Genomic DNA, 25,311 nt, shown 5'->3' with positions numbered 1-25,311 from the left:
CGTTTCAGGGTCAGAAGATATGGGGTACACAGTCGCGTTAACAGGCGGGATTGGCAGCGGTAAAAGTACGGTCGCCGACGCCTTCGCGCAGCTCGGGATTAAGGTTATCGATGCCGATGTTATCGCCCGCCAGGTGGTCGAACCCGGCACCCCGGCGCTCCAGGCCATTGCCGGCCACTTCGGGCCACAGATGATTGCCCCCGACGGCACGCTAAACCGCCGTCTGCTGCGGGAAAAAATTTTTGCTCAGGTGGAGGAAAAAGCCTGGCTCAACGCGCTGTTGCATCCGCTGATTCAGCAGGAAACGCGCCGCCAGATGCAGGCCGCCACCTCCCCTTATCTCCTCTGGGTCGTACCTTTGCTGGTCGAAAACCGCCTGTCCAGCCAGGCCGATCGCGTACTGGTCGTCGATGTGCCAAAAGAGACGCAAATCGAACGCACCATGCTGCGCGATAAGGTCAGCCGCGAACATGCTGAACATATTCTTGCCGCCCAGGCCACGCGCGAGCAGCGCCTGGCCGTCGCGGACGATGTTATTGAAAACACTGGCACTCCGGATGCAGTGGCATCGGATGTTGCCCGCCTGCACGAAAAGTACTTAACGCTGGCATTGCAGGCCGCCTCACAGGAAAACTCGTAATGCATACCCCCGTTCTGTTTGAACATCCTCTTAATGAGAAAATGCGCACCTGGCTGCGCATCGAATTTCTGATCCAGCAGATGGCTTTCCATCCGATGATTGCCAGCCATGCCGATGCGCTCCATTTTTTCCGTAACGCCGGCGATCTGCTGGATGTCCTGGAGCGCGGCGAGGTGCGTACCGATCTGGTCAAAGAGCTGGAGCGCCAGCAGCGTAAGCTCCAGTCCTGGGCAGAAGTGCCGGGAGTCGATCAGGAGCGCATTAACGCGCTGCGCCAGCAGCTCAAGCAGTCTTCCAGCACCCTGATGGCCGCGCCGCGCATTGGTCAGTTTCTGCGTGAAGATCGCCTGATTGCGCTAGTGCGCCAGCGCCTGAGTATCCCTGGCGGCTGCTGCAGCTTCGATTTACCGACCCTGCATATCTGGCTCCATATGCCGCAGGCGCATCGTGACGAGCAGGTGGCCAGCTGGCTTGCCAGCCTCGATCCATTGGTCCAGTCCCTGAGCCTGATCCTCGATCTGATTCGTAACTCCGGACAGTTTCGCAAACAGACCAGCCTCAATGGCTTTTATCAGGATAACGGCGAAGATGCCGATCTGCTGCGCCTGCGTCTCGATCTGGCCCACCAGCTTTATCCGCAGATCTCTGGCCATAAGAGCCGTTTCGCCATCCGCTTCCTGCCGCTGGACAGTGAGTATGGGATCGTGCCGGAGCGCTTTGATTTTGAACTGGCCTGCTGTTAAGGAGATAACATGTCAGAAGAGACTATCGTCAATTGTCCGACCTGCGGCAAAAACGTGGTATGGGGCGAACAAAGCCCCTATCGTCCATTTTGCAGCAAACGCTGCCAGCTGATCGATTTGGGAGAATGGGCAGCAGAGGAAAAGCGCATCCCCAGCGCGGGCGATCTCTCCGACAGCGATGACTGGAGCGAACAGGAGCCCTGATTTGACGGCACGCTAACCCAACGCCAGTTGGGTTAGCCTCCCAACCTGGGGTTCAGCCCTGGGCGATAAGTTTGCGGATAACCGGTTCATTCGCCGGGGGAAACGCTTCCGGATCCAGCGCCTGCCGCGTCATCCACTGTCCCGGCTGCCCCTCTTTACCCCAGGGCTCGCCTTCCCAGCTTTCCACGAGGAAAAACCACAGCGTAATGTGGCGATCGGGGAACTGATACTCCAGCTTATCAAATAGTGAAAAGGTAGTGGCCGTAATTCCCACCTCTTCCTGCAGCTCGCGGATCAACGCCTGCTCCGGCGTTTCATCAGATTCAATCTTCCCGCCCGGGAACTCCAGCTTATTCGCCATATGGGCATCCGCGGCGCGCTGGGTAATAAAGATGTCGCCTTCTGGATTGCGAATTATCCCTACGGCGATTTGCAGTTTTTTCATTGAATCAGCTCCATAAAAAAGGCGCAGAACTCTGCGCCTTTGTTTTTTTATCAGCCCTTAGCTCAGACGGCCATGGCACTGTTTGTATTTTTTACCGGAACCGCACGGGCACGGATCGTTACGCCCCACTTTACGTTCGCCGGTTTGTGCCGCCAGATCCTGTGCAGCGGCTTCATCATCGCTCTGATGGCTGAGCTGCTGCATCTGCGCCAGGCGCTCGGCCTCTTCACGACGTTGCTGCTCCATCGCCTCGACTTCTTCCGGCATCCGCACCTGCACTTTGCTCAGGGTGCTGATCACTTCATACTTCAGTGACTCCAGCATCGCGGCAAACATAGAGAACGATTCGCGCTTGTACTCCTGCTTCGGATCTTTCTGCGCATAGCCGCGCAGGTGGATACCCTGGCGCAGGTAGTCCATCGCCGCCAGATGTTCTTTCCACAGTGAATCCAGAGTCTGGAGCATCACGCCTTTCTCGAAGTGGCGCATCATTTCAGCGCCGACCACTTCTTCTTTACGCTGGTAGGTCTCTACCGCGCTCTGCAGAATACGTTCGCGCAGGGTCTCTTCATGCAGCTCCGGCTCTTTATCCAGCCACTCTTTGATTGGCAGGTCGAGGTCGAAGTCGTTTTTCAGACGCTCCTGCAGGCCTTCGATATCCCACATCTCCTCTAGCGACTGCGGCGGAATATGGGCATCGATAGTCGCCTTAAACACGTCTTCGCGGATGCTGTTGATGGTTTCGCTGACGTCAGACACGTCCAGCAGTTCGTTACGCTGGGTGTAAATTGCCCGGCGCTGGTCGTTGGCCACATCATCATATTCCAGCAACTGCTTACGAATATCGAAGTTACGGCTCTCGACTTTACGCTGCGCGTTGGCGATAGCCTTGGTGACCCACGGGTGCTCAATGGCTTCGCCGGGTTTCATCCCCAGTTTACGCATCATGCCGGAAACGCGATCGGAGGCGAAGATACGCATCAGGGCGTCTTCCATCGACAGGTAGAAGCGGGAAGAACCGGCATCCCCCTGACGACCGGCACGGCCGCGCAGCTGGTTATCGATACGGCGTGATTCATGACGCTCGGTACCGATAATGTGCAGGCCGCCTGCGGCCAGTACCGCATCGTGGCGCACCTGCCAGTCGGCTTTGATTTTTTCAATCTGCTCAGGCGTTGGATTTTCCAGCGCCGCGACTTCCGCCTGCCAGCTACCGCCGAGCATAATATCGGTACCACGACCCGCCATGTTGGTAGCGATGGTCACCGCGGAAGGATAGCCTGCCTGAGCGACGATATCCGCTTCGCTGGCATGGAACTTGGCGTTCAGAACGTTGTGCTTAATGCCGGCTTTGGTCAGCTCACGGGAAACCACTTCCGATTTTTCGATCGAGATTGTCCCCACCAACACCGGCTGACCGGCTGCGGTACGGGTTTTGATATCTTCGATAATCGCCTGAATTTTTTCCGCTTCGGTCATATAGACCAGATCCGCCATGTCTTTACGGATCATCGGACGGTTGGTCGGCACGACCACGGTATCCAGCTTATAGATAGAGCTGAATTCAAAGGCTTCAGTATCGGCGGTACCGGTCATCCCCGCCAGTTTCTCATACAGACGGAAATAGTTCTGGAAGGTGATAGAGGCCAGGGTCTGGTTCTCGTTCTGGATCTCCACGCCCTCTTTGGCCTCAACGGCCTGGTGCAGACCATCGGACCAGCGGCGGCCCTGCATTGTACGACCAGTGTGCTCATCGACGATGATAACTTCGCCATCTTTAACAATGTAGTCAACGTCGCGGGTGAACAGCGCATGGGCGCGCAGCGCGGCGGTGACGTGGTGCATCAGCATAATGTTGGTCGGGGAGTACAGGGACTCACCTTCATCCATAATGCCTTCCTGTACCAGCAGCTCTTCAATCAGCACCAGACCACGTTCGGTCAGGTTAACCTGACGCGCTTTTTCATCCACCGAGAAGTGGCCTTCGCCGGTGAAGGTGTCCGAATCTTCTTTTTCCTGACGGATCAGGTGCGGAATGATCTTGTTGACCTTACGGTACATTTCAGAGCTGTCTTCCGCCGGGCCGGAAATGATCAGCGGCGTACGCGCCTCATCGATCAGGATGGAGTCCACCTCATCCACCAGCGCATAGTGCAGTTTACGCTGAACGCGCTCTTCCGGGCTGAAGGCCATGTTGTCGCGCAGGTAGTCGAAGCCGTATTCGTTGTTGGTGCCATAGGTGATATCGGCAGCGTAGGCTTCACGCTTCGCCGGCGCCGGCAGGCCGGACATGTTGATGCCAACCGTCATGCCGAGGAATTCAAACAGCGGGCGGTTATTTTCGGCGTCACGCTGCGCCAGATAGTCGTTGACGGTCACCACGTGAACGCCTTTGCCGGTCAGCGCATTGAGGTAGGCCGGCAGGGTCGCGGTCAGGGTTTTACCTTCACCGGTACGCATCTCGGCGATGCAGCGATCGTTAAGCACCATACCGCCCAGCAGCTGGACGTCGAAGTGGCGCATGCCGAACACACGCTTACTGGCTTCGCGAACGACGGCGAACGCTTCAGGGATCAGGTTTTCCAGCACTTCGCCTTTTTCCAGGCGCGCGCGGAATTCAGCGGTTTTCGCTTTCAGCTCGTCATCAGAGAGTTTTTCCATCGCCGGTTCCATACCGTTGATGATATTGACGACTTTGCGCATACGACGCAGCGTACGGTCGTTACGGCTGCCGAAAACCTTAGTTAACATTTTAATAAGCATAATAAAATCTCAAACGCCCCGCGGTGCGGAGTCACAAAAAATAGGATGGTCCGTGGTTATTTTCAGCTGAGACGTTGAGGGCCTGCGCGGATCCCCGCTACCTGGCTTATCCAGGCGCTGACGCGGAAGGCAGAATATGAGGAAGGGATATACGCCGCCTGGCGGATCACTACCGGCGGCGTACTGTCCTGCGTCAGCAGCGCGCTGAGCGTGTCGAGCAGCGCCAGATGCTGCGCCTGCAGCGGAGACGCTTCTTCCGCCACCGGCAACGCCTGCGGCGCCATGGCGAAAGAGAGATGACGAATAACGGTGCGAATGGCATGCTGATGCCAGTAGTCGACGGTAAAGTTGGGCCGGCGATTCGTCTCCAGCAGCGCCAGCTGGGAGAAATTAACTTTACTCGGGTTGTGGTTGCTGGCGGTCGCCTTTGCTGGCGTCGCGGTCTCATGGCCGTTGCTAAGCGCAGGCAGGCCGAGGCTGGCCGCGACCATCCCCAACAGGAGATGCGGCCAAAAATACCGTCTGCCAAACTGTCGCCAGCGCGTCAGCAATCCACTCACGTTCATTACCTTTCTTTGGTATACCCGTCGTCGTTCAGGCTGTCTCTTTATTGACGTTTTTCGCAGGACAACCTGATGTCCACGGGGTAAAGCAACCCGGAGAAATAATTTTGCGCTCAAATACTAACATTAATAGCGCGCTGAGGCAGCATGAATGAAGGCCGTTGCCCGGGGAAAACGCTTAATAAAGCAGCGAACGCGCGCTAATTATTACCCAGCGATCGCAGTGAAAAATAACGGGAAGAGGCTATAAAAGAAAAACGACTGGTTCCCTGGTCGGAGAGAGTACCAGGTTACCAGTCGAATTTACTGAATGGTCAGGCTTACGCCAGAACCATCGACGGTGCGCGGAACGCCATTGGCAATTTTGCGTCGTCTTCGAAGGTCACATACTCCCAGGCTTCCTGTTTTGCCAGAACAGCCTGCAGCAGTTTGTTGTTCAACGCGTGACCCGATTTGTACGCCGTGAATGCGCCGATAATGTTGTGACCACACATAAACAGGTCACCGATCGCATCCAGCATTTTGTGGCGAACAAATTCGTCTTCAAAGCGCAGACCGTCTTCGTTCAGTACGCGATAATCGTCAACAACGATGGCACAATCGAAGCTGCCGCCCAGGCACAGGCCACGGGACTGCAGATATTCGATATCGCGCATGAAACCGAAGGTACGCGCACGGCTAATCTGACGCATGAACGCATCGGCCGAGAAGTTCAGCGTATAGCGCTGGGTGCTGGCATCAATCGCCGGATGGTTAAAATCGATGGTGAAGTCCAGCGAAAAACCATTGTACGGTTTGAATTCAGCCCATTTGTCGCCATCTTCGACGCGAACCGTCTCTTTGATACGTACAAATTTCTTGGCGCAGTTCAGTTCATCGATGCCGGCGTCCAGCAACAGATAAACGAACGGAGCCGCACTGCCGTCCATAATCGGGATTTCCGGTGCATCGACTTCAACAATAATGTTGTCGATACCCAGGCCAGCCAATGCGGCGTTCAGGTGTTCAACCGTAGAAATCCGCACGTCATGCTCATTAACCAGGCAAGTACAGAGCATGGTATCACGCACAGATTTGGCATCAGCCGGAAAATCTACCGGTGGATTCAAGTCGGTGCGACGATAGATGACCCCGGTATTTGCCGGCGCAGGGCGTAACGTCAGTGTGACTTTCTTGCCGGTATGCAAACCGACACCAGTCGCCTGAACGATACGTTTAAGAGTCCTTTGTTTGATCATCGTATAATCTCGCCAATTTACCTATCCAACCGAAGTGTACACCACTATCGGGAGGCCAGTTTAGCACAAAGAGCGCAGATACCCAACTTCCAGTCGATTCTTAATCGGCTTGCTTACGCAGGAAGGCTGGGATATCCAGATAATCCGGCTCTTTCGCGGTTTGCGGCGTATTGTCGTTCACCACTTTTGCCGCCGGCTTCTGCTCTTGCGTCAGCGGGGACATACCGTGCTGCTGGTAGCGATCCATCACCGGCTGCTGAACCTGTTTGTTGGTCACCAGGGTAATTTCCGGACGCTTGTCCATGCCGATACCGGTCGCCACTACGGTGACGCGCAGTTCGTCGTTCATATCCGGGTCCAGAGAGGTACCGATAACCACGGTGGCGTTATCCGAGGCAAATGCGCGGATGGTGTTACCCACGGTTTCGAACTCATCCAGACGCAGGTCGAAGCCCGCGGTGATGTTAACCAGCACGCCGCGCGCACCGGACAGGTCGATATCTTCCAGCAGCGGAGAAGAGATGGCCATTTCAGCCGCTTCTTCCGCACGGTCTTCACCGCTCGCCACGCCGGAGCCCATCATCGCGTAGCCCATTTCAGACATCACGGTACGGACGTCCGCGAAGTCAACGTTCATCAGACCCGGACGGGTGATCAGTTCAGCGATACCCTGCACCGCGCCTTTGAGGACGTCGTTTGCCGCGCCGAACGCGTCAAGCAGAGAAATACCGCGGCCAAGTACTTTCAGCAGCTTGTCGTTTGGGATGGTAATCAGTGAGTCAACGTGCTTGGACAGCTCGGTGATCCCCTGCTCAGCAAACGCCATGCGCTTCTTACCTTCAAAATTAAACGGCTTAGTGACCACCGCAACGGTGAGGATCCCCAGATCCTTAGCCACTTCGGCAACAACAGGCGCCGCGCCGGTACCGGTACCGCCGCCCATGCCTGCCGCGATGAACACCATGTCTGCGCCATCAAGGGCAGCACGCAGCGCTTCACGGTCTTCGTCCGCCGCATTACGGCCGACTTCCGGGTTCGCGCCAGCGCCCAGACCTTTGGTAATACCGCTACCGATCTGGATAGTCTGGCCAACAGCCGTTTTACGCAGCGCCTGCGCATCGGTGTTCACCGCGAAGAATTCAACACCCTCAATGCGCTCGCGCACCATGTGTTCAACGGCATTACCGCCGCCGCCACCGACGCCGATGACTTTAATCACCGCGTCGTTGGTCAGTTCCATAGGTTCAAACATAGTTTCTCTCCGTCTTGTGCCTGTCGCCTGAGAACGCTAATTGTCTGCGTTCTCTTAAAAAATTAAAACTCTTTTCGCAGCCAGCTGTTGAGTCGCTTAATCCACGAGCCCACCGACGCCGTCACGCGTTTTTCGACTTCCGCTTCACCACTCAGATGTGACTCTTTTCCGTAGTGCAGCAGCCCCACCGCCGTCGAATAATACGGCTCCTGGGCATAGTCCGTTAAACCGGTGATGTTCAGCGGCGCGCCAATGCGCACCTGGGTATGGAACACGCGCTGCGCACAGGCCGCCAGACCTTCAATTTGCGCCGCGCCGCCGGTTAACACAATCCCCGCCGCCAGATGGTGTTTCACCCCCTGCTGGCGGAGCTGTTCCTGCAGCTGCAGGATCTCTTCATTGACCAGATTAAGCAGTTCGGTATAGCGCGGTTCAATCACCTCAGCCAGCGTCTGACGTTGCAGGCTACGCGGCGGCCGTCCGCCTACGCTCGGTACTTCGACGTTTTCGTCTTTACCGACGATGGAACCCAATGCGCAACCGTGACGAACCTTGATGGCTTCGGCGTCGCTCGGCGGCGTCCCGAAGGCATAGGCGATATCGCTGGTCACCACGTTGCCCGCGTACGGGATTACTTTGGTGTGACGCAGCGCGCCGCCGGTATAGACGGCGATATCCATTGTACCACCGCCAATATCCACCACGCAGACGCCCAGCTCACGTTCGTCTTCTGTTAATACGGAATAACTGGCCGCTAAACCGGCGAAAATAAGTTGGTCAACTTTCAGACCACAACGTTCCACCGCTTTAACAATGTTTTTCGCCATATCGTTATGGCAGGTAATCAGATGCACCTTCGCCTGCATGCGCACGCCGGACAGCCCAACCGGGTTTTTAATCCCTTCCTGGTAGTCAATGGCGTATTCCTGCGGAATCACGTGCAGGACGCGATGCTCATCGCGGACGCGAACCGACTTCGCGGTATGGACCACGTTTTCGACGTCGTCCAGCGTCACTTCTTCTTCCGAAATCGGTACCATCCCGATTTCATTCTGACAGCTTATATGTTTACCCGAAAGAGCCAAATAAACTGATGAAATCTGGCAATCCGCCATCAGTTCGGCCTGGTCGATGGCGCGCTGTACGCATTTCACCACCGACTCGAGGTCGTTCACACCGCCTTTATCCATACCACGCGATGGGCAACTGCCCACGCCGATGATATTAATCATGCCGTCGGGCAGAACTTCCCCTACTAAAGCGGCCACCTTGGCGGTGCCAATCTCCAGTCCAACTACCAGTTTTCTGTCCGTCGCCTTGATCATTGTTGTTCTGCCTGTGCCTGATTCTGTTGTTGATTAGTTTCCTCTGCGGGAGCAGGTACCCAGCCCACTGCCGCACCCGAGTCATAACGCAAATCAACGTAGCTAATCCGTTTGCCGTCGGTCTGCGCCTGCTGCTGAAGAACCGGGTAGAGTTCCATAAAGCGCTGAAGCCGTTTCATGGTGTCGCCACGACCAAGGTTGAGCTTAATGTCATTATTAAGCGTCATCTGCCAGGAGCGACGGGCGGTCATCGCCGCCACTTTCAACGTGAATTTATCCTTTGCCAGCACCTGCCCCATGTCACGATACCCTTGCAGCACTTCGTTCTCGCTGCCTTCCGGGCCGTATAACATCGGTAAATTCTGTTTGCTGGTGCGATCCGCCGGCACGCTGAAGGCATTTCCCTCTGCATCCACCATATGTTGATCATTCCAGCGCGCAATCGGCACATATTCAACCAGATGAATCTTCAATTCATCGGGCCACTGCTTTCGGACGCTCGCCTGCTTAATCCACGGCAGACGTTCAATCTGACTCTGAATGATGTTCACGTCCTGAGTCATAAAGGTGCCCGGCGAACCCAACGCCAGGATCGCCTGGCGGATGTCATCATTGCGCGTATAGTGACGCTCGCCGGTCACCACCATCTTCGACAGCGGTAAACGCTGCGCGTCTTCCATCCAGCCAAGAACCATCCACCCGCTGACCAGCACGGTAAACAGCACCGCCAGCAGGAAAACGATCCCTGCCAGCCGCGTTCCATTACTCCGACGCGAAGAAGAAACGTCCTCTTCATGGTTCCGCGTATTCAGCGCAGCCTGCGACATATCACCCCGCCAGGTCCAGAATTCGTACAACAAGCTGGGAGAAGCTCATTCCTGCCTGACGCGCCGCCATCGGTACAAGGCTATGGCTGGTCATGCCCGGAGAAGTATTCGCTTCCAGCAGATAAAACTGGCCATCGCTGTCCAGCATGACGTCAATACGGCCCCAGCCTTTGCAACCCAGAACATTCCAGGCTTTAAGCACCAGGCTTTGAATGGCTGCCTCACGCGCTGGATCCTCCAATCCTGGGCAGAAATATTGCGTCTCATCAGAGAGATACTTCGCCTCATAATCATAGAAGGTTCCAGCCGTCTGGATACGTATTGACGGTAAAATTTCTTCACCGACGATGGCGACGGTAAATTCCGGCCCACTGAGCCATTTTTCGACTAAAACTTCATCATCATGCTGAAAAGCCAACGCCAGTGCACTTGCTAAATCACAGCTTTCGCTGACTTTCGACATCCCAACGCTGGAGCCTTCGCGGCTGGGCTTGATGATGAGCGGCAGACCCAGCGCCGCAATCTGCTGTTCGACATCAGCAGACAATCCGGCGCTAAACTGGGCGCGGGTCAGCGCCACCCACGGCGCGACCGGTAATCCGGCCCCCTGCCACAGCCATTTGCTGCGCAGTTTATCCATTGAAATCGCCGAAGCCATCACGCCGCTGCCGGTATAAGGCAGCTGGATCAGATCCAGCAGCCCCTGCAGCGTGCCATCTTCCCCGCCGCGGCCGTGGAGGGCAATAAACGCTTTCTTAAAGCCCAGCTTTTTCAACTGGGTAATATCGACATCGCGCGGGTCAACCGGATGGGCATCCACCCCGGCTTCACGCAGCCCGGCCAGCACCGCGGCGCCTGAATTCAGCGACACTTCACGTTCAGCGGAGGTTCCACCGAAAAGCACCGCGATTTTATCAGCCATGGCGCTCCTCCTCCGTTTTTTGCGGGATCAGTTTGATTTCAGCCAGGTGACGGGCGATTTTTCCAATGTTTCCGGCCCCCTGCACCAGCACTAAATCGTTGCCGGTCAGCACCGACGCCAGCATCGCCGCGGCCTGCGTCGGGTCGGACACCAGAATCGGGTCAACTTTACCGCGACCACGGATTGTACGGCACAGCGAGCGGCTGTCGGCACCCGGGATCGGCGCTTCGCCTGCCGGGTAGACATCGAGCATCAGCAGCGCATCGACCTGGGTCAGCACGTTGGCGAAATCATCGTACAGATCGCGAGTACGGGTATAACGGTGCGGCTGGAATACCATCACCAGATTTTTATCCGGCCAGCCGGCACGCGCCGCTTTGATAGTGGCGTCGACTTCCGTCGGGTGGTGGCCATAGTCATCGATCAGCATCGCGCTGCCCGCTTTGCCGTTGACTTCCGTCAGCGGATATTCGCCAAGGAAGTCGAAACGACGGCCGGTACCCTGGAAGCTTTCCAGCGCGCGCAGGATCGCCTGATCGTCAATCCCCTCTTCCGTCGCCACGGCGACCGCCGCCGCCGCGTTCAGCGCGTTATGGCGTCCCGGGGCATTGAGCGTCACCTGCAGCAGTTCTTTATCCTGACGCACCAGGCGGAAATGCCCCTGCGCTCCAACCTGACGGTAGTCTTCTACGCGGACGTCGGCGTCGTCGCTAAAACCGTAGGTGGTGATCTGCCGGCCGACGCGCGGCAGCAGTTCTCGGATCACCGGGTCATCCACACACATCACCGCGCGTCCGTAGAACGGCAGGTTGTGCAGGAAGTTAATAAAGGTCTGCTTCAGATTCTCGAAATCGCCATGGTAGGTGTCCATGTGGTCGGCTTCGATGTTGGTAACAATGGCCACCATCGGCTGCAGGTGCAGGAACGATGCATCGCTCTCATCCGCTTCCGCAATCAGGTAACGGCTATGGCCGAGGCGCGCATGGACGCCCGCCGCTTTCACCAACCCGCCGTTGACGAAAGTCGGGTCCAGCCCGGCTTCGGCGTAAATACTGGATACCATCGCGGTGGTGGTGGTTTTGCCATGGGTCCCGGCAATGGCGATCCCGTGACGGAAGCGCATCAGCTCCGCCAGCATTTCCGCACGACGGATCACCGGGATACGCGCCTCGTGCGCGGCGACGATTTCCGGGTTATCGGCGGAAATCGCGCTGGAAACTACGACCACGCTGGCATCGCGCACGTTTTCCGGGCGATGATTGAAATAAATAGTGGCGCCAAGCTGCGACAGCTGCTGGGTCACCGGATTCGGCGCCAGGTCGGAGCCGCTGATCTGATAACCTTCGTTAGCCAACACTTCGGCAATACCGCCCATACCGGCACCGCCGATGCCGACAAAGTGAATGTGCCGGACGCGACGCATCTCGGGCACTATGGAACGCAGTTTTGCCAAATCTTGTGTATTCATTCTTTACGCCATCAACTTCTGTATTCGGGCGGTGAAAATCACCGCAATTAGCGCGCCAAAGCTACGGCGCTGACCTCTTCTGCTACCCGCTCGGTAGCGTCCGGAATCGAAGCGCCACGCGCTCGTTCCGCCATATCCAGCAAGGTTTCCCGATCCCAGCTCGCCAGAGTAGAGGCTACCGCCTCAACCGTGAACGCCGGCTGTTCGAGAATTTTCGCCGCGCCGGCTTTCTCCAGCGGCAGCGCATTCCAGTACTGCTGACGATCTTTGTGCTGGAACGGTACAAACAGCGCCGGTAAGCCCGCAGCCGCGATTTCGCTAACCGTCAGGGCGCCGGAACGGCATACCACAACATCTGCCCAGGCATACGCCGCGGCCATATCATCAATAAATTCCGTCACTTTATGCTGCGGCTGCCCCGCGGCGGCATAGGCCTGCTGTACGGTTTGCTGGCCGCCTTTACCGCTCTGATGCCAGATGGTCACCGTATCGCCGAGCTTCGCCGCCACCTGCGGCATGGTCTGGTTCAGGACGCGCGCGCCCTGAGAGCCACCGACCACCAACACGCGAATCGGCCCCTGACGGCCCACCAGACGCTGCCCCGGCAGCGGCAGCGCCAGCACATCGGTGCGCACCGGATTCCCGACGACGTCCGCATGCGGAAAGGCGCCGGGAAACGCCTGCATCACTTTCTTCGCAATCTTCGCCAGCCATTTGTTGGTCAGGCCGGCAATGCCGTTTTGTTCGTGGAGGACCACCGGGATCCCCAGCGACCACGCCGCCAGGCCGCCAGGCCCGGACACATAGCCGCCCATACCCAGCACCACGTCCGGCTGGAAACGCTTCATGATCGCCCGCGCCTGACGCCAGGCGTTGAAGATCCGCACCGGCGCCAGCAGCTGTGCTTTAATCCCTTTGCCACGCAGGCCGGAGATACGGATAAAATCAATCTCGATGCCGTTTTTCGGCACTAAATCCGCTTCCATACGATCGGCGGTACCCAGCCAGCGAACCTGCCAGCCCTGGTCCATTAGATAGTGTGCGACCGCCAGTCCCGGGAACACATGCCCGCCGGTACCGCCCGCCATCACCATCAACCGCTTTTCCTGACCGCTCATCGAACACCCCGTGTAAACGCCTGGGCTTTTTCCAGACGCGTTTCATAATCAATTCGCAACAACAACATGATGGCCGTCGACATAATCAGCAGACTGGAACCACCATAACTGATCAGCGGCAGCGTCAAACCTTTCGTCGGCAGCATCCCCGCCGCCGCCCCGACGTTAACTAACGCCTGGAAGCTAAACCAGATACCAATCGCACAGGCGAGGAAGCCGGAGAAGCGATGATCGATCTCCAGCGCTTTTCGGCCAATCGACATGGCGCGGAAAGCGACGAAGAATACCATTAAAAGCGCCAGTACCACACCGATATAACCGAGTTCTTCGCCGATGATGGCGAAGATAAAGTCAGTGTGCGCTTCCGGCAAATACTCCAGTTTTTGCACCGAGTTGCCGAGTCCCTGCCCCCACATCTCGCCGCGGCCAAAGGCCATCAGCGACTGGGTCAGCTGATAGCCGCTGCCGAACGGGTCTTCCCACGGGTTCCAGAAGGAGGTCACGCGGCGAATACGGTACGGTTCGGCGAGGATCAACAGGACCACCGCCGAGATGCCCATGCCGATAATAGCGATGAACTGCCACAGCTTGGCGCCGGCGAGGAAAAGCATCGCCAGCGTGGTGACGAACAGCACCACCACCGTACCGAGGTCAGGCTGCGCCAGCAGCAGGATGGCCAGTACGAAAATCACGCCCATCGGTTTTAAGAAGCCGCGCAGGTTGTTGCGCACTTCGTCGGCTTTGCGCACCAGATAGTTGGCGATGTAGCAGAACAGCGACAGCTTGGTGAACTCCGCCGGCTGGATGCGCAGCGGACCGAGGGCGATCCAGCGCGATGCGCCGTTTACCGAGCTACCCACCACCAGCACGATCAGCAGCATGACGATCGAGGCAATCAGCATCGCGGTACTGTGGCGCTGCCAGAAATCCATCGGCAGGCGCAGCGTCACCAGCGCGAGGACAAAGGCCAGCACAATGTACAGGCCGTCACGTTTGGCGAAGAGGAAAGGATCGTTCGCCAGGCGCTGTCCCACCGGCATTGATGCCGAGGTCACCATAATAAAGCCGATCGCCGCCAGGCCGAAGGTCAGCCACAGCAGCATCCGGTCATACATCACCAGACTGTCGTTATCTTTTGGGCGCGAGCCCATCACCCAGCCTTTCAGCGCGGCGAACAGCCAGGCGAAGATAAACATCCCCGGCAGTCGCGGCAGTCTCAACCGAGGCAAGCTCAGCTGCGGCATTCTCAGGCGTGGGAGAGAGAAACGCATCAACCTAACTCCTTCGCCAGGCGGGCAAACATCTCGCCCCGTTGTTCAAAGTTCTTAAACTGATCCAGGCTGGCGCAGGCTGGCGACAGGAGAACCATATCGCCCGCCTTCACCAGGGGCGCTATCTGACGCATCGCCTGCTCCATGGTTTCAGTTTGTACCGCCACCTCAGGACGCAGCTCGGCGAGCTCGGCGCCGTCGCGACCAAAGCAGTACAGACGGATACGATCGCCGCCAAGGTAGCGCTTCAGCGGAGTGAAATCAGCGGACTTGCCGTCGCCGCCCAGCAGCAGATACAGCGTGCCATCAAGCTGCAGGCCGTTCAGCGCCGCCTCGGTACTGCCGACGTTGGTTGCCTTCGAGTCGTTAATCCAGCGCACGCCGTTGTGATCCAGCACCAGCTGGAAGCGATGCGCCAGGCCGGTAAAGGTGGTCAGCGCCTTCAGGCTGCTGGCACGCGGCAGACCCGCGGCATCGGCCAGCGCCAGCGCCGCCAGGGCGTTGCTGTAGTTATGCTGACCCGTGATAGACATCTCTTTCACATTGAGGACTTTCTCACCTTTTACGCGCAGCCAGGTCTCGCCCTGCTGACGGTTAAGGTGATAGTCACCGACGTCGATACCAAAGCTGATGCAGCGATCGTCCGCGCCGCGTACCGGCATGGTGAGCGCATCGTCCGCGTTGACCACGCAGGTCTTCGCATTCTCGTAAATCCGCAGCTTCGCCGCGCGATACTGCTGCAGCCCCAGCGGGTAGCGGTCCATATGGTCCTCAGTCACGTTGAGGATGGTTGCCGCCACCGCCTGCAGGCTGGAGGTGGTTTCCAGCTGGAAGCTGGAGAGCTCCAGGACATACAGCTCACGATCGGTATCCAGCAGCATCAGCGCCGGCAGGCCGATATTGCCGCCCACGCCGACGTTAATCCCGGCCGCTTTCGCCATCTCGCCCACCAGGGTGGTGACGGTGCTTTTGCCGTTCGAGCCGGTAATGGCGATGATCGGCGCCTGCGCTTCGCGGCAGAACAGTTCGATATCGCCAACGATCTCTACGCCAGCATCTGCCGCCGCACTCAACGAAGGATGGGCCAGCGCGATGCCAGGACTGGCGACAATCAGATCCGCCGCCAGCAGCCAGGTATCATTGAGGCCGCCGACATGGCATTCGACCGATTCAGGCAATTTATCCAGCCCAGGAGGCGCGACGCGGGTGTCCATCACGCGCGGGGTTACGCCGCGCGCCATGAAAAAGTCCACGCATGACAGGCCGGTCATGCCCAGCCCAATAATGACGACTTTTTTACCCTGATAATCTGCCATGATTAACGTACCTTCAGCGTCGCCAGGCCAATCAGCACCAGCATCAGCGAAATAATCCAGAAGCGCACGATAACGCGCGGCTCCGGCCAGCCTTTCAGTTCATAGTGGTGGTGGATCGGCGCCATGCGGAAGATACGCTGACCGCGCAGCTTAAAGGAGCCAACCTGCAGGATCACCGACAGGGTCTCCACCACGAAAACGCCGCCCATAATCACCAGCAGGAATTCCTGACGCAGCAGCACGGCGATAATGCCCAGCGCGCCGCCGAGCGCCAGCGAACCGACGTCGCCCATAAAGACCTGCGCCGGGTAGGTGTTAAACCACAGAAAGCCTAGCCCCGCGCCGACGATCGCCGTACAGACGATCACCAGTTCGCCGGCGTGGCGCAGATAAGGAATGTGCAGGTAGTTGGCGAAATTCATGTTACCGGTCGCCCACGCCACCAGCGCAAAACCCGCCGCGACGAAGACGGTGGGCATGATCGCCAGGCCGTCGAGACCGTCGGTCAGGTTAACCGCGTTGCCGGTGCCGACGATCACGAAGTAGGCCAGCAGGATATAGAACAGCCCCAGCTGCGGCATGACGTCTTTAAAGAACGGCACCACCAGCTCGGTCGCCGGGGTGTCTTTCCCCGCCAGATACAGGGCAAAGGCGACCCCAAGGGCAATCACCGACATCCAGAAGTACTTCCAGCGGGCGATCAGGCCTTTGGTGTCTTTGCGCACCACTTTACGGTAGTCATCAACGAAGCCGATGATGCCGTAGCCGATCAGCACCGTCAGCACACACCAGACGTACGGGTTGGACGGGTAAGCCCACAGCAGCACCGACACGGTGATCGCGGTGAGGATCATGATCCCCCCCATGGTCGGGGTACCGCGCTTACTGAAATGAGACTCCGGACCGTCGTTACGAACCACCTGGCCGAAGGAGAGTTTTTGCAGACGGGCGATCATGCGCGGGCCCATCCACAGAGAGATGAACAGCGCGGTCAGCAGGCTGACGATGGCGCGAAACGTCAGATACGAAAAGACGTTAAAGCCGGAATAATATTTGACCAAATGTTCGGCCAGCCATACTAACATGTCCCAGTCTCCTGTAATGCGCGTACTACCTCTTCCATGGCGGCACTACGTGAACCCTTCACTAAAATGGTCATTATCTTATGCTCAGCCAGCAGCTCGCGCAGGCGAGCCACCACGGCGGCTTTATCGTTAAAATGTTCGCCCACGCCGCTGGCGCGGCTGATATCCGCGCTCAAGGCGCCGACGCTGAGAACGCAATCCAGCCCTGCCGCTTTCGCCGCTTCGCCGACTTCACGGTGGCAAGCCGCGCTTTCCGCGCCAAGTTCGGCCATATCGCCGACCACCATCGTCTGGAAGCCGGGCATCTCTGACAGGACCTGCACCGCCGCGGTCATCGAACCGACGTTAGCGTTATAGGAGTCATCCAGCAGCAGCTGGCTCTCGGTCAGGCGGATCGGGAACAGACGTCCCGGAACGGCCTGCAGCTGCGCCAGACCGGCTTTCACCGCCGCCAGATCGGCGCCTACCGCCATCGCCAGCGAGGTCGCCGCCAGCGCGTTAGCGATGTTGTGGCGTCCCGGCAGCGGCAGCAGTACATCAACGTTACCGGTTGGAGTCTGCAGCGTAAATTCGGTGCCGTGGCTGGTGATCTGCACGTTAGTCGCAGTGAAATCGCTGTTGGCCGCATTCGGTGAGAAGCGCCACACTTTGCGATCGCCAATCACTGCCTGCCAGTTCAGCCAGTCGTTGTTGTCGGCATTGAGAATGGCGATGCCGTTTTCCGGCAGACCGGTATAGATTTCGCCCTTCGCCTTCGCCACGCCCGCCAGCGAGCCGAAACCTTCAAGGTGCGCGGCGGCAAGGTTGTTGACCAGAGCCGCTTCAGGACGCGTCAGGCTGACGGTCCAGGCGATTTCGCCCTGGTGGTTGGCGCCGAGCTCAATCACCGCGTACTGATGTTCTTTGGTCAGACGCAGCAGAGTCATCGGTACGCCGATATCGTTGTTCAGGTTGCCGGCGGTATACAGCGTGTTGCCGCACTGGCTGAGGATCGCCGCGGTCATCTCTTTGACCGAGGTTTTACCTGACGAGCCGGTTAGGGCGACGACGCGGGTCGGCACCTGCTGACGGACCCAGGCGGCTAACTCGCCGAAAGCCTGCCGGGTATCTTTCACGATCACCTGCGGGAGATCGCAGGCCAGCGGACGGCTCACCAGCAGCGCGCCGGCGCCTGCCGCTTTCGCCTGTTCGGCAAAATCATGGGCGTCGAAACGCTCGCCTTTTAGCGCCACAAACAGGCAGCCCGCTGTGACTTTACGGGTGTCGGTGGTCACCTCGTCGATAGCGATATCGCTACCCTGCCGTTCGCCATGGGCGATCGCGGCGAGCTGGCTTAACGTAAAGCGAATCATGCTACCGCTCCCAGCAGACGCGCAACGGTGACGCGGTCGGAATAATCCAGACGACGGTTACCGACGATCTGGTAATCTTCATGGCCTTTACCCGCCACCAGCACCACGTCGTTCTCCTGCGCCTGCATCACGGCGTTGGTCACCGCTTCCGCACGGCCTTCCATCACTTTTGCATGACCTGCATCGAGCATGCCGGCCAGAATATCGTTGATAATCGCCCGCGGTTCTTCGGTACGCGGGTTGTCGTCAGTGACGACCACGATATCGGCGAACTCTTCTGCAATCGCCCCCATCAGCGGACGCTTGCCTTTGTCACGGTCGCCGCCGCAGCCGAAGACGCACCACAGCTTGCCGCTGCAGTGCAGGCGCGCGGCCTGCAGTGCTTTTTCCAGTGCGTCAGGGGTATGGGCATAATCCACCACCACCGCCGGTTTACCGGGCGCGCTGAACACTTCCATACGGCCGCATACCGGCTGTAAACGCGCCGCAGTTTTCAGCAGATCGGCCAGCGGATAGCCCAGCGCCAGCAGCGTGGCCAGCGCCAACAGGAGGTTGCTAACGTTAAAGGCGCCCATCAGGCGGCTTTCGATTTCACCGTTGCCCCAGCTGGAGTCAAACTGGATGGTGGCACCGCTGTCGTGATAGTTAACCGCGGTGGCCTTCAGCCAGCGGCCGTGGCAGTTCGGATTGATATGATCTTCCATCGACACCGCCACCGCGTCCGGCAGCTTCGCCAGCCAGCGACGACCGACTTCATCGTCAGCGTTGACGATGGCCTGGCCGCAATGGTGGGTGGAGTACAGCAGCCATTTCGCCGCTTCGTAGTGCGCCATGTCGCCATGGTAGTCGAGGTGGTCGCGGCTCAGGTTGGTAAATACCGAGGCGGCAAACTGCAGGGCCGCCACGCGGTGCTGCACCAGCCCGTGGGAAGAGACTTCCATCGCGCCGAAGGTTGCCCCCTGCTCGACCAGACCGGAAAGCACGTGCTGAACATCGACCGCAGAACCGGTGGTGTTTTCGCTCGGCACCACTTTATCCAGCAGGCCGTTGCCGACGGTCCCCATCACCGCGCTGGTTTCGCCGAGCAGTTTCGCCCATTGCGCCAGAAGCTGGGTGGTGGTGGTTTTGCCGTTGGTACCGGTCACGCCCACCAGACGCAGCTGCTGCGACGGCTGATGATAAAAACGCCCGGCCAGCGCCGATAAGCGTTCGTTAAGCTGGCTCAGGTAGATAACCGGCACGCCGTGCATTTCACGGATCTCACCGTCTTTAGCTTCGCCCTGGGCTTCAGCAATAATGGCAGCCACACCTTGCGCTATCGCCTGCGGGATATAACGACGCCCGTCCGCCTGATGACCCTGTACCGCGATAAAGAGATCGCCGGAAGCAGCCACCCGGCTGTCCAGCGTCATCTCTCGCAGAATGCGCTCCGGTGCGTTTGGCACCCATGGAGCGAGAAGGTCGCGCAAATTACGATCTGCCACCTGTTCCCTCGCCTTGATTAATTACAAATTCACTTTTTTCGCCCGTTGCCAGCGCATCCGGCTCGATGTTCATGGTGCGCAATACACCGCCCATGATGGCACCGAACACCGGCGCGGAAACGGCGCCACCGTAGTATTTACCTGCCTGCGGGTCGTTGATCACCACCACCAGCGCAAAGCGCGGATGGCTGGCGGGCGCAACGCCTGCGGTGTAAGCAATATATTTGTTGATGTAGCGGCCATCCGGCCCCACTTTTTTCGCCGTACCGGTTTTAATCGCGATGCGATAGCCTTTGATCGCCGCCTTCACGCCGCCGCCGCCAGGCAGCGCCACGCTTTCCATCATATGAACGACGGTACGAACGAGTGATTCCGGAAAGACACGTTCGCCCGGAACCGGTGGATCAACTTTGGTAATCGACAGCGGGCGATAGATGCCGTAGCTGCCAATCGTTGCGTAGACTCGCGCTAACTGTAACGGGGTTACCATTAGCCCGTAGCCGAAAGAAAAGGTGGCCCTCTCTATGTCAGACCACCGTTGTTTTTGAGGATATAAGCCACTGCGTTCTCCGACCAACCCCAAATTGGTCGCCTTTCCAAGCCCAAAACGTGAGTAAGTATCTACTAACGCTGAGGACGGCATCGCTAACGCCAGCTTAGAAACACCGACGTTACTCGACTTCTGTAGTACCCCGGTCAGGGTCAATTCGCTGTAGCGCGCCACGTCTTTAATTTCGTGGCCGTTAATTCGATAAGGCACGGTATTGAGCACGGTATTTTCGTTGACGATACCGCGCTGCAGCGCCGTCATCACCACCATCGGCTTCACCGTCGAACCCGGTTCGAACACGTCGGTGATGGCGCGGTTACGCATGGTGTCTTTCGCCGTGCCGGCAAAGTTGTTTGGGTTGTAGGACGGGCTGTTGGCCATCGCCAGCACTTCGCCGGTGTTCACGTCCACTAACACCGCGCTGCCGGACTCGGCTTTGTTAAAGGCCACGGCGTTGTTCAGCTCACGATAGACGAGCGCCTGCAGACGCTCGTCGATGCTCAGCGCCAGGTTGTGCGCCGCCTGGCTGTCGGTGGAAGAGATGTCTTCAATTACCCGGCCATAGCGGTCTTTACGCACGATACGCTCGCCCGGCTGGCCGGTAAGCCATTTATCAAAGCTCTTTTCGACCCCTTCAATCCCCTGGCTGTCGACGTTGGTAAAGCCGATGAGGTGAGCGGTCACTTCCCCGGAAGGGTAGTAACGACGGGATTCTTCACGTAGATGAATGCCCGGCAGCTTCAGTTTTTTGATGTAGTCGGCCATGTCAGGGTTAACCTGACGCGCCAGATAGATGAAACGCATCCGCGGATTGGTATTGATGCGCGTCGCCAGCTGATCCAGCGGCATATTGAGGGCATCCGCCAGAGCCTTCCAGCGCGTATCCAGGGTTACCCCGCCGGCATCATGAAGTTCTTTTGGATCGGCCCAGATAGCCTTCACCGGCACGCTGACCGCAAGCGGACGACCGGAGCGGTCGGTAATCATCCCGCGCGCGGTGGATACTTCCTGTACGCGCAGAGAACGCATATCGCCCTGGCGCACCAGCATGTCCGGGCTGACTACCTGTAGCCAGGCAACCCGCCCCAGCAGAAAAGCCAGCGCCAGTAGAATACAGCCGCACAGCAACGCAAAACGCCAACTGATAAAGTTGGCCTGTTCTTCCTGACGTTTTGCTTTAGGCGTTTTTGGCGCTGCTTTCATCCGTCGCAATAATCCTTATTTCTGTACAACGATATTTTCTTGGGATGGATCGACGTGCTGCATCTGCAACTTCTCGGTCGCGATCCGCTCAACCCGACTGTGATCGCCGAGCGCGTTCTCTTCGAGGATCAGGTTGCGCCATTCAATGTCCAGGGCGTCGCGTTCCAGAACCAGTTGTTCACGCTGCGCGGTCAGCAGGCGCGTGTGGTGCGCGGTGGTGACCACGGTAATCGCCGTAATAATGATGCAAATGAACAGGCAGAGTGGCAGTTTCCCAAACCGCAGAAGGTCGTCCCCGATCACGCCAGGCAAAGCATGGCGCTCGTTGCTTCCAATCGACCCTTTAACCTTGCTTAAGGCCTCTGTCACTCTGCCGATCATGCGTTCGTCCTCTCTGCAATACGCAGCACTGAACTACGGGCGCGTGGATTCTCTGCCACCTCTTCTTCGCCCGGCATCAACTTGCCTAGTGCTCGTAACTCACGGCCGCCCAGTTTTTTGAGCTGCGATTCGGTCATCGGTATTCCCGCCGGAACCTGCGGACCGCGGCTTTGCTCGCGCATAAAGCGCTTTACAATGCGATCTTCCAGCGAATGAAAACTAATGATCGACAGCCGCCCGCCTGGGGCCAGCACGCTGAGCGAGCTTTTTAGCGCCTGCTCTATCTCCTCCAGTTCACTGTTTACCCAAATGCGCACCGCCTGGAAGGTACGGGTCGCGGGATGTTTGTGCTTATCTTTTACCGGCATAGCCGCGGCGATGACCTCCGCCAGCTCTTTGGTGCGAGTCATCGGTGCAATGCGATTACGTTCGACGATCGCGCGGGCGATCCGTTTGCCGAAACGCTCTTCGCCGAAGGTTTTAATCACCCAGGCGATATCCGCTTCTTCAGCGGTCTGCAACCATTCGGCCGCAGACTGACCGCGCGTCGGATCCATGCGCATATCCAGCGGTCCGTCGCGCATAAAGGAAAAACCGCGTTCCGCATCGTCAAGCTGTGGGGAAGAGACGCCGAGATCGAGCAGAATGCCGTCGATCTTACCGGTAAGATTGCGCTCGCCGACATAATCAGCAAGCTGTGAAAATGGACCATGTACGATGGAAAAGCGGGGATCATCGATGGTTTGCGCGACGGCAATCGCCTGTGGATCGCGATCGATTGCCAGCAAGCGTCCTTCCGCTCCCAGCCGGGAGAGGATCAGGCGCGAGTGACCGCCGCGACCAAAGGTACCATCAATATAGATACCGTCTGGACGAATATTGAGGCCGTTGACGGCTTCATCCAGAAGTACCGTAGTGTGTTTAAAATTTTCCATCATTTTTATAAAGACAAATCCTGCAGGCGCTCCGACAGTTCACCGGTCGCGGACTGCTCAGCGTCGATATCTTCCTTGACCCGTTGATACCAGGTCGTTTCGTCCCACAGTTCAAATTTATTAAACTGCCCGACCAGCATCACTTCTTTTGTCAGCCCGGCATGCTGCCGTAACACCGGCGCAATCAGCAAGCGACCGGCATTATCCATCTGACATTCGCTGGCATGACCCAGAAGCAAACGCTGTACGCGCCGCTCAACGGGATTCATGCTCGATAAACGCGACAATTTCTGCTCGATGACTTCCCATTCAGGCAATGGATAAAGCAGCAGGCACGGGTGATGAATGTCAATGGTGCATACCAATTGACCGGCAGCGTCCTCGATCAGCCCATCGCGATAGCGCGTTGGCACGGCCAGGCGGCCTTTGCTGTCGAGATTGACTAACGTTGCTCCACGGAACATGCCAGCCTCACCCCTTTTCGCCACTTTATCCCACAAATTCCCACCAGAAGGAGTTTACGGAGCGGAGGAAAAGCTTGTCAAGCCAGCACGAATGCCAACGGAGCTCAAAAACCCATTATTTACAGCCGACATTAGCCCTGATGAAAAAATCATCAACAGGCGAGGCAAATTAACGTTATGAATACGTGTAAGAAAATAACCAACAAACTCGTAACAGTTATAAACAACAAAATATCTTCGGCGGGAAAATATAAAGTGTCAGTTTGCGACGCGAGCGGCATTTTAGGCCATTATGCCGGCCGTTAACAGTACCTGTTGCTGCCTGAGGGGTGGACCAGGCGCGGGATAAGGCAGGGGAGAACGGTAGTGGCGAACAAAATGGGTGTTAATTCAGCAATTAACTTGGTGAATGTAACAAAATAATACAATTAAAGCCTGCACCATCATTTTTTGTGTCCTGTTTTGAGTCACAAAACGATTGCCAGGGAATAAAACAAAATAACGCGTAAAGAAGTTTAGGGATTTGTCTGAAATATATTCAGTTTTGCATTCTGGACGTCAGTTGCCTGATTTATCGCCAGCGGCCTGCTCTCTGGCAGGCCTGCCAGGAATAATCCTGGATGCTGACGATATTGCGCCCTTAACGGCGATTCAGGCTGCCGCGGCGATAAAGATTACGACGAATACGGCTGAGGCCTGGTTTCGGCTTGCGCGGTTCATCGAGGCTAGCGAGGACGATCTCGAGCACCCGCTCAGCAACATCGCGATGGCGCTGGGCCACGGCCAGTACCGGACACTGCAGGAAATCGAGCAGCTCATTATCGCCGAAGGTGGCGATCGCCAGCTCGGAAGGCAGTCTACCCTCACGGCGCAGCGTCACATCCATGACGCCCTGCAGCAGCGGGAAAGAGGTGGTAAACAGCGCCTGCGGCATCGGATGAGTTTCAAGCCATTTTTCAAATAGCTGGGCCGCCGCTTCTCGCTCATAGCTGTTGGCATAGAGATAATGCACCTCACGCGGATCGTCCTGCCAGGCTTTACGGAAGCCTTGCTCGCGCAGGAAGCTCACCGACAGTTCCGGCAGCGCGCCAAGATAAAGCACCGTTTCGCCTGGAAAAGTCCGCAGCTCGGCGGCGAGCATCTCGGCGTCATCCTGATCAGCGCCGACGACGCTGGTGAAGTGCTCGCGATCAAGGGCGCGGTCGAGGGCGACAATCGGAAACGGATCGTTAGCCCAGCGCTGGTAGAAAGGGTGCTCCGGCGGCAGCGAGGTGGAAACAATGATGGCGTCCACCTGGCGCTGTAGCAGATGCTCGATACAGCGCATTTCGTTATCGGGCTGATCCTCCGAGCAGGCAATCAGCAGCTGATAGCCGCGCTGGCGCGCCTGCCGCTCCAGATAATTTGCAATGCGGGTATAGCTGGTGTTTTCCAGATCCGGGATCACCAGACCGATAGAGCGTGTGCGTCCTGCACGCAGGCCAGCAGCGACCGCATTCGGATGATAGTTGTGCTCTCGCACGACAGCCATCACCTTTTCGACCGTCTTGTCGCTTACGCGGTACTGCTTCGCTTTGCCATTAATCACATAGCTCGCGGTGGTTCTTGAAACACCGGCCAGCCGGGCGATTTCATCCAGTTTCACAATTGCCCCTTGGGTAAGAAGTGCCAAACATAACCATTATTCAGGTATGGAACCCTTTTTATAACATCTAAACGCAGAATAGTTAGCGCAGCAACCGCTTTCGCTTACAGTTCCTAC

The 25,311-nt window shown here is 57.6% G+C and carries 23 protein-coding genes; 3 read left to right on the top strand and 20 right to left on the bottom strand.

The window, feature by feature from the left end; all coding sequences use genetic code 11:
• Positions 1-19 precede the first annotated feature (19 nt).
• From coaE to yacG, 3 genes are read left to right on the top strand one after another with little or no spacing between them, the layout of a single operon-like run.
• The gene (gene coaE, locus ACLEXF_RS19460; protein ID WP_017901181.1) at positions 20-640 is read left to right on the top strand and encodes a dephospho-CoA kinase; all 621 of its coding nucleotides are present in this window, start codon (positions 20-22) and stop codon (positions 638-640) included.
• Positions 640-1,383, top strand: a complete 744-nt coding sequence (gene zapD / locus ACLEXF_RS19455) for a cell division protein ZapD (protein ID WP_017901182.1) — start codon at positions 640-642, stop codon at positions 1,381-1,383. The genes coaE and zapD overlap by 1 nt, the downstream gene beginning before the upstream one ends.
• Positions 1,384-1,392: 9 nt before the next feature.
• On the top strand, positions 1,393-1,587 hold the full coding sequence (gene yacG, locus ACLEXF_RS19450; protein WP_043522217.1) for a DNA gyrase inhibitor YacG: 195 nt from the start codon (positions 1,393-1,395) through the stop codon (positions 1,585-1,587).
• A 52-nt stretch (positions 1,588-1,639) separates the two neighbouring features.
• Here the strand turns inward: yacG and mutT are convergent, their stop codons facing one another.
• From mutT to cra, 20 genes are all read right to left on the bottom strand, one after another.
• Positions 1,640-2,032: an 8-oxo-dGTP diphosphatase MutT gene (mutT, locus tag ACLEXF_RS19445; protein WP_017901183.1), complete on the bottom strand. Its 393-nt coding sequence runs from the start codon at positions 2,030-2,032 to the stop codon at positions 1,640-1,642.
• 57 nt (positions 2,033-2,089) lie between these two features.
• Entirely contained in the window at positions 2,090-4,795 is a 2,706-nt protein-coding gene (gene secA, locus ACLEXF_RS19440; protein ID WP_004204346.1) for a preprotein translocase subunit SecA, read from the bottom strand.
• A gap of 62 nt (positions 4,796-4,857) precedes the next feature.
• Positions 4,858-5,355 (bottom strand): secA translation cis-regulator SecM, encoded by a 498-nt coding sequence (gene secM / locus ACLEXF_RS19435; RefSeq protein ID WP_196531321.1) that lies wholly within the window; start codon positions 5,353-5,355, stop codon positions 4,858-4,860.
• Positions 5,356-5,678: 323 nt separating this feature from the next.
• Positions 5,679-6,596 (bottom strand): UDP-3-O-acyl-N-acetylglucosamine deacetylase, encoded by a 918-nt coding sequence (gene lpxC, locus ACLEXF_RS19430; protein ID WP_002888632.1) that lies wholly within the window; start codon positions 6,594-6,596, stop codon positions 5,679-5,681.
• A gap of 100 nt (positions 6,597-6,696) precedes the next feature.
• Positions 6,697-7,848 (bottom strand): cell division protein FtsZ, encoded by a 1,152-nt coding sequence (ftsZ, locus tag ACLEXF_RS19425; RefSeq protein WP_002888628.1) that lies wholly within the window; start codon positions 7,846-7,848, stop codon positions 6,697-6,699.
• A 62-nt stretch (positions 7,849-7,910) separates the two neighbouring features.
• On the bottom strand, positions 7,911-9,173 hold the full coding sequence (gene ftsA, locus ACLEXF_RS19420) for a cell division protein FtsA (RefSeq protein ID WP_004204343.1): 1,263 nt from the start codon (positions 9,171-9,173) through the stop codon (positions 7,911-7,913).
• Complete coding sequence (gene ftsQ / locus ACLEXF_RS19415) at positions 9,170-10,000, bottom strand: cell division protein FtsQ (RefSeq protein WP_407259928.1); 831 nt, start codon at positions 9,998-10,000, stop codon at positions 9,170-9,172. Before ftsQ ends, ftsA begins: the two co-directional genes overlap by 4 nt.
• Position 10,001: 1 nt before the next feature.
• Positions 10,002-10,922 (bottom strand): D-alanine--D-alanine ligase, encoded by a 921-nt coding sequence (locus ACLEXF_RS19410; protein WP_043522234.1) that lies wholly within the window; start codon positions 10,920-10,922, stop codon positions 10,002-10,004.
• A complete protein-coding gene (gene murC / locus ACLEXF_RS19405; RefSeq protein WP_017901185.1) occupies positions 10,915-12,390 on the bottom strand; it encodes a UDP-N-acetylmuramate--L-alanine ligase in 1,476 nt (491 codons plus the stop codon). The genes ACLEXF_RS19410 and murC overlap by 8 nt, the downstream gene beginning before the upstream one ends.
• Positions 12,391-12,437: 47 nt before the next feature.
• The gene (gene murG / locus ACLEXF_RS19400; protein WP_017901186.1) at positions 12,438-13,508 is read right to left on the bottom strand and encodes an undecaprenyldiphospho-muramoylpentapeptide beta-N-acetylglucosaminyltransferase; all 1,071 of its coding nucleotides are present in this window, start codon (positions 13,506-13,508) and stop codon (positions 12,438-12,440) included.
• On the bottom strand, positions 13,505-14,779 hold the full coding sequence (gene ftsW, locus ACLEXF_RS19395; protein WP_004204337.1) for a cell division protein FtsW: 1,275 nt from the start codon (positions 14,777-14,779) through the stop codon (positions 13,505-13,507). The genes murG and ftsW overlap by 4 nt, the downstream gene beginning before the upstream one ends.
• The gene (murD, locus tag ACLEXF_RS19390; RefSeq protein ID WP_004204336.1) at positions 14,779-16,095 is read right to left on the bottom strand and encodes a UDP-N-acetylmuramoyl-L-alanine--D-glutamate ligase; all 1,317 of its coding nucleotides are present in this window, start codon (positions 16,093-16,095) and stop codon (positions 14,779-14,781) included. The genes ftsW and murD overlap by 1 nt, the downstream gene beginning before the upstream one ends.
• A 2-nt stretch (positions 16,096-16,097) precedes the next feature.
• Entirely contained in the window at positions 16,098-17,180 is a 1,083-nt protein-coding gene (mraY, locus tag ACLEXF_RS19385) for a phospho-N-acetylmuramoyl-pentapeptide-transferase (RefSeq protein WP_004204335.1), read from the bottom strand.
• Complete coding sequence (murF, locus tag ACLEXF_RS19380) at positions 17,174-18,532, bottom strand: UDP-N-acetylmuramoyl-tripeptide--D-alanyl-D-alanine ligase (RefSeq protein ID WP_043522244.1); 1,359 nt, start codon at positions 18,530-18,532, stop codon at positions 17,174-17,176. The genes mraY and murF overlap by 7 nt, the downstream gene beginning before the upstream one ends.
• Complete coding sequence (gene murE / locus ACLEXF_RS19375; protein ID WP_017901188.1) at positions 18,529-20,016, bottom strand: UDP-N-acetylmuramoyl-L-alanyl-D-glutamate--2,6-diaminopimelate ligase; 1,488 nt, start codon at positions 20,014-20,016, stop codon at positions 18,529-18,531. The genes murF and murE overlap by 4 nt, the downstream gene beginning before the upstream one ends.
• Positions 20,003-21,769: a peptidoglycan glycosyltransferase FtsI gene (locus tag ACLEXF_RS19370; RefSeq protein ID WP_004204330.1), complete on the bottom strand. Its 1,767-nt coding sequence runs from the start codon at positions 21,767-21,769 to the stop codon at positions 20,003-20,005. Before ACLEXF_RS19370 ends, murE begins: the two co-directional genes overlap by 14 nt.
• Before the next feature lie 15 nt (positions 21,770-21,784).
• The gene (gene ftsL, locus ACLEXF_RS19365; RefSeq protein WP_002888550.1) at positions 21,785-22,150 is read right to left on the bottom strand and encodes a cell division protein FtsL; all 366 of its coding nucleotides are present in this window, start codon (positions 22,148-22,150) and stop codon (positions 21,785-21,787) included.
• Positions 22,147-23,088, bottom strand: a complete 942-nt coding sequence (gene rsmH, locus ACLEXF_RS19360) for a 16S rRNA (cytosine(1402)-N(4))-methyltransferase RsmH (protein WP_017901189.1) — start codon at positions 23,086-23,088, stop codon at positions 22,147-22,149. Before rsmH ends, ftsL begins: the two co-directional genes overlap by 4 nt.
• A gap of 2 nt (positions 23,089-23,090) precedes the next feature.
• Positions 23,091-23,549, bottom strand: a complete 459-nt coding sequence (mraZ, locus tag ACLEXF_RS19355) for a division/cell wall cluster transcriptional repressor MraZ (protein WP_004204327.1) — start codon at positions 23,547-23,549, stop codon at positions 23,091-23,093.
• Between the two features lie 640 nt (positions 23,550-24,189).
• Positions 24,190-25,194: a catabolite repressor/activator gene (gene cra, locus ACLEXF_RS19350; RefSeq protein WP_407259929.1), complete on the bottom strand. Its 1,005-nt coding sequence runs from the start codon at positions 25,192-25,194 to the stop codon at positions 24,190-24,192.
• Positions 25,195-25,311 lie beyond the last annotated feature (117 nt).

This window comes from Klebsiella pneumoniae complex sp. WS1778, assembly GCF_049472055.1.
Lineage (GTDB): Bacteria > Pseudomonadota > Gammaproteobacteria > Enterobacterales > Enterobacteriaceae > Klebsiella > Klebsiella quasipneumoniae.
Note: the sequence above shows the minus strand (reverse complement) of the source record. Positions and strands in the feature narration are given on the sequence as shown.